The 6,243-nt window shown below is 52.3% G+C and carries 5 protein-coding genes and 3 tRNA genes; all 8 read left to right on the forward strand.

The window, feature by feature from the left end:
* Positions 1–56 precede the first annotated feature (56 nt).
* Positions 57–551 (forward strand): nicotinamide-nucleotide amidase, encoded by a 495-nt coding sequence (gene pncC / locus FD737_RS07355; RefSeq protein ID WP_097117952.1) that lies wholly within the window; start codon positions 57–59, stop codon positions 549–551.
* 94 nt (positions 552–645) lie between these two features.
* Positions 646–1,716 carry a recombinase RecA gene (gene recA / locus FD737_RS07360; protein WP_034822205.1) on the forward strand — a complete coding sequence of 357 codons (1,071 nt, stop codon included), beginning with the start codon at positions 646–648 and terminating at the stop codon, positions 1,714–1,716.
* A gap of 109 nt (positions 1,717–1,825) precedes the next feature.
* A complete protein-coding gene (locus tag FD737_RS07365) occupies positions 1,826–2,341 on the forward strand; it encodes a regulatory protein RecX (protein ID WP_176505750.1) in 516 nt (171 codons plus the stop codon).
* 134 nt (positions 2,342–2,475) lie between these two features.
* Complete coding sequence (alaS, locus tag FD737_RS07370) at positions 2,476–5,103, forward strand: alanine--tRNA ligase (RefSeq protein ID WP_160833120.1); 2,628 nt, start codon at positions 2,476–2,478, stop codon at positions 5,101–5,103.
* A gap of 250 nt (positions 5,104–5,353) precedes the next feature.
* Positions 5,354–5,539, forward strand: a complete 186-nt coding sequence (gene csrA / locus FD737_RS07375) for a carbon storage regulator CsrA (RefSeq protein ID WP_004155916.1) — start codon at positions 5,354–5,356, stop codon at positions 5,537–5,539.
* Positions 5,540–5,842: 303 nt separating this feature from the next.
* Positions 5,843–5,935, forward strand: a tRNA-Ser gene (locus tag FD737_RS07380).
* Positions 5,936–5,943: 8 nt separating this feature from the next.
* A tRNA-Arg gene (locus FD737_RS07385) sits at positions 5,944–6,020 on the forward strand.
* Positions 6,021–6,105: 85 nt separating this feature from the next.
* Positions 6,106–6,182, forward strand: a tRNA-Arg gene (locus FD737_RS07390).
* The last annotated feature ends 61 nt before the right edge of the window (positions 6,183–6,243 follow it).

Raw genomic sequence — 6,243 nt, forward strand, 5'->3', positions numbered from 1 at the left:
GGGTGCTCTGTTGCACCATTTATGGCTAACGCGCAGCGCCAAAACAGGAGAAGGCGATGAACGACCAACAGTTGCAGCAGCTCAGCCAGCGTATTGGCGAACAGCTGAAGAAACGCAAGGCAACGGTGACCGCGGCGGAATCTTGCACCGGTGGCTGGATCGCCAAAGTGTTTACCGATATCAGTGGCAGCTCTGCCTGGTTTGAGCGGGGTTTCGTGACCTACAGCAACGAAGCCAAACAGCAGATGGTGGGCGTGCAGGCAGCGACTCTGGCGCAGTATGGCGCGGTCAGTGAGCAAACTGTGCGTGAGATGGCTCAAGGTGCCTGCAATGCCGCCGCCGCCGAGTTTGGCATTGCTGTGAGCGGGATTGCGGGGCCAGATGGTGGTTCGGCAGAAAAGCCAGTGGGTACAGTGTGGTTTGCCATTGCCGGACCTGGCGATCGTGTTCTGGCGCAGCGGCAGATCTTTGCCGGAGACCGTGACGCGGTGCGTCGGCAATCCGTCAGCTGGGCGCTGCAAACACTGCTTGATGAATTTCTGACAAATTAAACTTGATACTGTATGGTCATACAGTATAATTACCGGCAACAGAACGAGCAGGCACACAATGATGTCGGCTTACCCAGCATGATTAGGAGTGGAAATGGCGATTGACGAGAACAAACAGAAAGCTTTAGCTGCCGCGCTGGGCCAGATTGAGAAACAATTTGGCAAAGGCTCGATCATGCGCCTGGGTGAAGACCGCTCAATGGACGTAGAAACCATCTCAACCGGTTCACTGTCACTGGATATCGCGTTGGGTGCTGGTGGCTTGCCGATGGGGCGTATCGTTGAGATCTACGGACCAGAATCTTCCGGTAAAACCACGCTGACGCTGCAGGTGATTGCCGCTGCACAGCGTAAAGGTAAAACCTGTGCCTTTATCGATGCTGAACATGCGCTTGATCCGGTGTATGCCAAAAAACTCGGCGTTGATATCGACAATCTGCTGTGTTCGCAGCCGGACACCGGTGAACAAGCGCTGGAGATTTGTGATGCGTTAGCTCGCTCCGGTGCCGTTGATGTGATCATCGTGGACTCCGTTGCGGCACTGACGCCGAAAGCGGAAATCGAAGGTGAAATCGGTGATTCGCACATGGGTCTGGCCGCACGTATGATGAGCCAGGCGATGCGTAAGTTAGCGGGTAACCTGAAGCAGTCCAACACGCTGCTGATCTTTATCAACCAGATTCGTATGAAAATTGGTGTGATGTTTGGTAACCCAGAAACCACCACCGGTGGTAACGCGCTGAAATTCTATGCTTCTGTTCGTCTTGATATCCGCCGTATCGGTGCGATTAAAGAGGGCGATGAAGTGGTTGGTAGCGAAACCCGCGTAAAAGTGGTGAAGAACAAAATCGCTGCGCCATTTAAGCAGGCTGAATTCCAGATTATGTACGGTGAAGGCATCAACACCTTTGGCGAGTTGGTGGATCTCGGCGTGAAACACAAACTGGTTGAGAAAGCCGGTGCGTGGTACAGCTACAACGGCGAAAAGATTGGTCAAGGTAAAGCGAACTCGACCAACTTCCTGAAAGAGAACCCAGCGATTGCTAACGAGATCGATAAGAAGTTACGCGATCTGCTGCTGACGGGTGCAACGGCTGGAGCGGGTGCAGCAGAAATCTCTGCTGATGACTACGAAGAAGCTAGCGAAACCAACGAAGATTTCTAAGATAGCCACCACGGGAGCAGCGATGCTCCCGTTTGCTTTTCCCCGTCAACACTTCCCCTGATCGTCTTCTTGCTTTACCCTGCGCAACAGTCAGAACAAGGTCAAATTCATGTCATCATCACCTTCAACGGCTTCGGTGCCGACATTTTCCCGTTTGCTGGATCGTGCCATGCGTGTGCTATCGCAGCGTGACCACAGCCGTGACGAATTGAAGCGTAAGCTGCAACTCTCTTCTCAGCGTGCGGCTTATCTGAAGCAAGAAGAAAATGTGCCGATACCGGATGAGCTGCTGGAAAAGGTCCTCGACTGGTGCCAGGAGAGTGGCTGGCTCAACGACCAGCGCTTCACCGAACGCTTTATCCAAAGTCGCGCACGGAAAGGTTACGGCTCACAGCGCGTGCGTATGGAATTGCAACAGAAGGGCATCAGCCGCGATGAGATCAATCAGGCGATGATGGATACTGAAGTGGACTGGAGTCAATGTGCGGCCGATTTGGCTAAGCGTAAGTTTGGTGATCCTCTGCCGCAAACCTGGGCTGAGAAAAGCAAAGTACAGCGCTTTTTAATGTCTAAAGGCTTTATGATGGAAGATATTCAGGCAGTTTTCAGAAATATTGACGACTGAAAGGCGATGGGATTTTACTTCCCACTGAAGAAAATTTATCTTATTCCCACTTTTTGTTCCTCAATCAGCGGTAAACCTGCAGATGTGGTTTGCCCGCGAAAGGGAACGTTCGTTAGCGTGATTCCAGGAATTATATGAGCAAGAGCACTGCTGAGATCCGTCAAGCGTTTCTCGACTTTTTTCATAGCAAGGGACATCAGGTTGTAGCCAGCAGCTCCCTCGTACCGAACAACGACCCAACGTTGCTGTTTACCAATGCGGGAATGGTGCAGTTTAAAGACGTTTTCCTCGGTCAGGATAAACGCGATTATGCACGCGCAACCACGTCTCAGCGTTGCGTGCGTGCCGGTGGTAAGCACAACGATCTTGAGAACGTTGGTTACACCGCTCGTCACCACACCTTCTTTGAAATGCTGGGTAACTTCAGCTTTGGCGACTACTTCAAGAAAGAAGCGATTGCTTATGCCTGGGAACTGCTGACGGGTGAGCAGTGGTTCAAGCTGCCGAAAGAGCGTTTGTGGGTCACCGTTTATGAAACCGATGATGAAGCCTTCGAAATCTGGGCTAACGATGTCGGTGTGCCGCGCGAACGTATTATTCGCATCGGCGATAACAAAGGCAGCGCCTACGCATCTGACAACTTTTGGCAGATGGGCGATACCGGCCCTTGTGGTCCGTGTACCGAAATTTTCTACGATCATGGCGACCATATCTGGGGTGGCCCACCGGGCAGCCCGGAAGAAGATGGCGATCGCTATATTGAGATCTGGAACATCGTCTTCATGCAGTTCAACCGTCAGGCCGACGGCACCATGGAACCTCTGCCGAAGCCTTCTGTTGATACCGGTATGGGCCTGGAGCGCATCGCTGCGGTACTGCAGCACGTTAACTCCAACTATGAAATCGATCTGTTTGCCAAGCTGATCAAGGCTGTTGCTCAGGTAACCGGTGCGACCGACCTCAACAATAAATCGTTGCGCGTCATCGCTGACCACATCCGTTCCTGTGCATTCCTGATCGCTGATGGCGTCATCCCGTCGAATGAAAACCGTGGCTACGTGCTGCGCCGTATCATTCGTCGTGCAGTGCGTCATGGCAATATGTTGGGAGCTAAAGAAGCCTTCTTCTACAAACTGGTTGCGCCATTAATCGATGTCATGGGTGATGCCGGTGAAGACCTGAAACGTCAGCAGAAGCATGTTGAAAATGCCCTGAAAAATGAAGAAGAGCAGTTCGCTAAAACGCTGGAACGCGGCCTGGCTTTACTGGATGAAGAGTTAGCCAATCTGCAAGGTGATACGCTGGATGGCGAAACGGTCTTCCGCCTGTATGACACCTTCGGTTTCCCGGCGGATTTGACCGCTGACGTCTGCCGCGAGCGCAATCTGAAGATTGATGAAGCGGGCTTCGAAACAGCCATGGAACAGCAGCGCCAGCGTGCGCGTGAGGCCAGTGGTTTTGGCGCGGACTACAACAGTGTGATTCGCTTTGATGCCGCCACTGACTTCAAAGGCTATGACCAACTGCAGGCTGAAGGCACCGTGCTGGCGCTGTTCGTTGGCGGTCAGCAGGTTGAGCAGATCGCGGCTGGCCAGGAAGCGGTAGTGATTCTGGATCAAACACCATTCTATGGCGAGTCAGGTGGCCAGGTGGGCGATACCGGTGTGCTAACTGGGCAGAATGCTGAATTCAGTGTCCAGGATACACAGAAGTATGGCAAAGCCTTTGGTCATATCGGTAAGCTCAACAGCGGTGAGCTACGTGTGGGTGACCGCCTCAATGCACAAGTGGATGAAGAGCGCCGTGCTCGTATTATTCTCAACCACTCCGCAACGCATCTGATGCATGAAGCGTTACGTGAAGTATTGGGCGATCATGTCGGTCAGAAAGGCTCACTCAACAACGATAAATACCTGCGCTTCGACTTCTCTCATACCGAAGCGATGAAGCCAGAGCAGATTCGCACCGTTGAAGATATCGTTAATACCCAGATTCGTCGCAATTTACTCATCCAGACTGAAGTAATGGATCTGGATGAAGCGAAAGCGCGCGGCGCAACGGCGTTGTTCGGTGAGAAGTATGAACAGCGTGTGCGCGTGGTTAGCATGGGTGAATATTCCGTTGAGCTGTGCGGTGGTACGCACGCAGCGCGCACTGGCGACATTGGCCTGTTCCGCATTCAGTCTGAATCCGGCACGGCGGCAGGTGTGCGTCGTATTGAAGCGCTGACGGGTGAAGGCGCGATTGCTCAGCTGCATGCGCAGAGCGATCAGATATCTGAGATTGCTCAGGTGGTTAAAGCCAACAGCAGTAATCTGAATGAGAAAGTGCGCGGCCTGGTTGATCATGTCCGCGCGCTGGAAAAAGAACTGCAGCAGCTACGCGATCAGCAAGCGGCGCAAGAGAGTGCCTCGCTGAGCAGTAAAGCGATGGACGTGAAGGGGACCAAACTGCTGGTCAGCGAGCTTAACAACGTTGAGCCGAAGATGCTTCGCACCATGATGGATGACCTGAAGAATCAGCTCGGCTCGGCCATCATTGTGCTGGCAACGGTCGCTGAAGGTAAGGTTTCACTGATTGCTGGGGTGACTAAAGACCTGACTGACCGCGTCAAAGCGGGTGAGCTGGTCGGCGAACTGGCCGCTCAGGTTGGCGGAAAAGGTGGCGGTCGTCCTGATATGGCTCAGGCGGGTGGTACAAACCCTGAGGCACTGGCTGGCGCACTGGCTGGCGTGCCGGAGTGGGTGAGTAACCGACTGTAACGAATTAAAATTCAGCATCGTGAGCAGCGCCAGAATCCCCATGTTCTGGCGCTTTTTAACGCGGTGTGCACCCGATAATGACAAAGTCCGGTTGATGTAGTGTATTTCGGCTAAACTAACTATCAGCAGAATGTATTGGCGTGGCGATGCACAATGGTGTATTTGTCATAGACATTGTTCAGCGTTATATGATGGATATGGCCGGGAGACCGAACAGGCCCGACTCTTTTAATCTTTCAAGGAGCAAAGAATGCTTATTCTAACTCGTCGAGTTGGTGAAACCCTCATGATTGGCGATGAGGTGACTGTAACGGTGCTGGGTGTTAAAGGTAACCAGGTCCGTATTGGCGTCAATGCGCCTAAAGAAGTTTCGGTGCATCGCGAAGAAATCTATCAGCGTATCCAGGCCGAAAAAACTCAGCAAACGAGTTACTAACGGATTCAGCGCCTCGCATCCTGCGAGGCGCTACCGCTTTTATCCTCCCATCTTCATTTTTTCCGCCCTGAACCTCATTTTCTTTCTTCCCATTTTGTTAACTGCAACGTGCTTTCGCTGTTGATTAATCACTCTTTTTGTCGGCAAAACATCCTAATTGCGCGTCATTTGTGCAAACAGAACGATATCCAGAAAAAGTCGGGAAAAATTGTTTGACTTATAAGTGCGGGAAAGTAATATGTGCGCCACGCAGTGCCGATGAGCAGAAACAAGTTCAGAAGCACGGTTCGGAAGAACGCGTAAGGTGAGGTGGCCGAGAGGCTGAAGGCGCTCCCCTGCTAAGGGAGTATGCGGTCAAAAGCTGCATCCGGGGTTCGAATCCCCGCCTCACCGCCATTTCCGATGCATCCATAGCTCAGCTGGATAGAGTACTCGGCTACGAACCGAGCGGTCGGAGGTTCGAATCCTCCTGGATGCACCATTCGGAAAACTGAAGTAAGAGTGAACGAGCAGTTCCTTTCATGGTGAGTTGTCAGCACCCTGCGTTGTACAAGAATTAACTCGATGCATCCATAGCTCAGCTGGATAGAGTACTCGGCTACGAACCGAGCGGTCGGAGGTTCGAATCCTCCTGGATGCACCATTCTGCGTATCATTCACAGGTTGATTGCAGTAGGTACATCGTAAGAAAATCTCTCAATGCA

The sequence above is a fragment of the Pantoea sp. Seng genome, from assembly GCF_009829935.1.
Taxonomy (GTDB): Bacteria; Pseudomonadota; Gammaproteobacteria; order Enterobacterales; family Enterobacteriaceae; genus Pantoea; species Pantoea communis.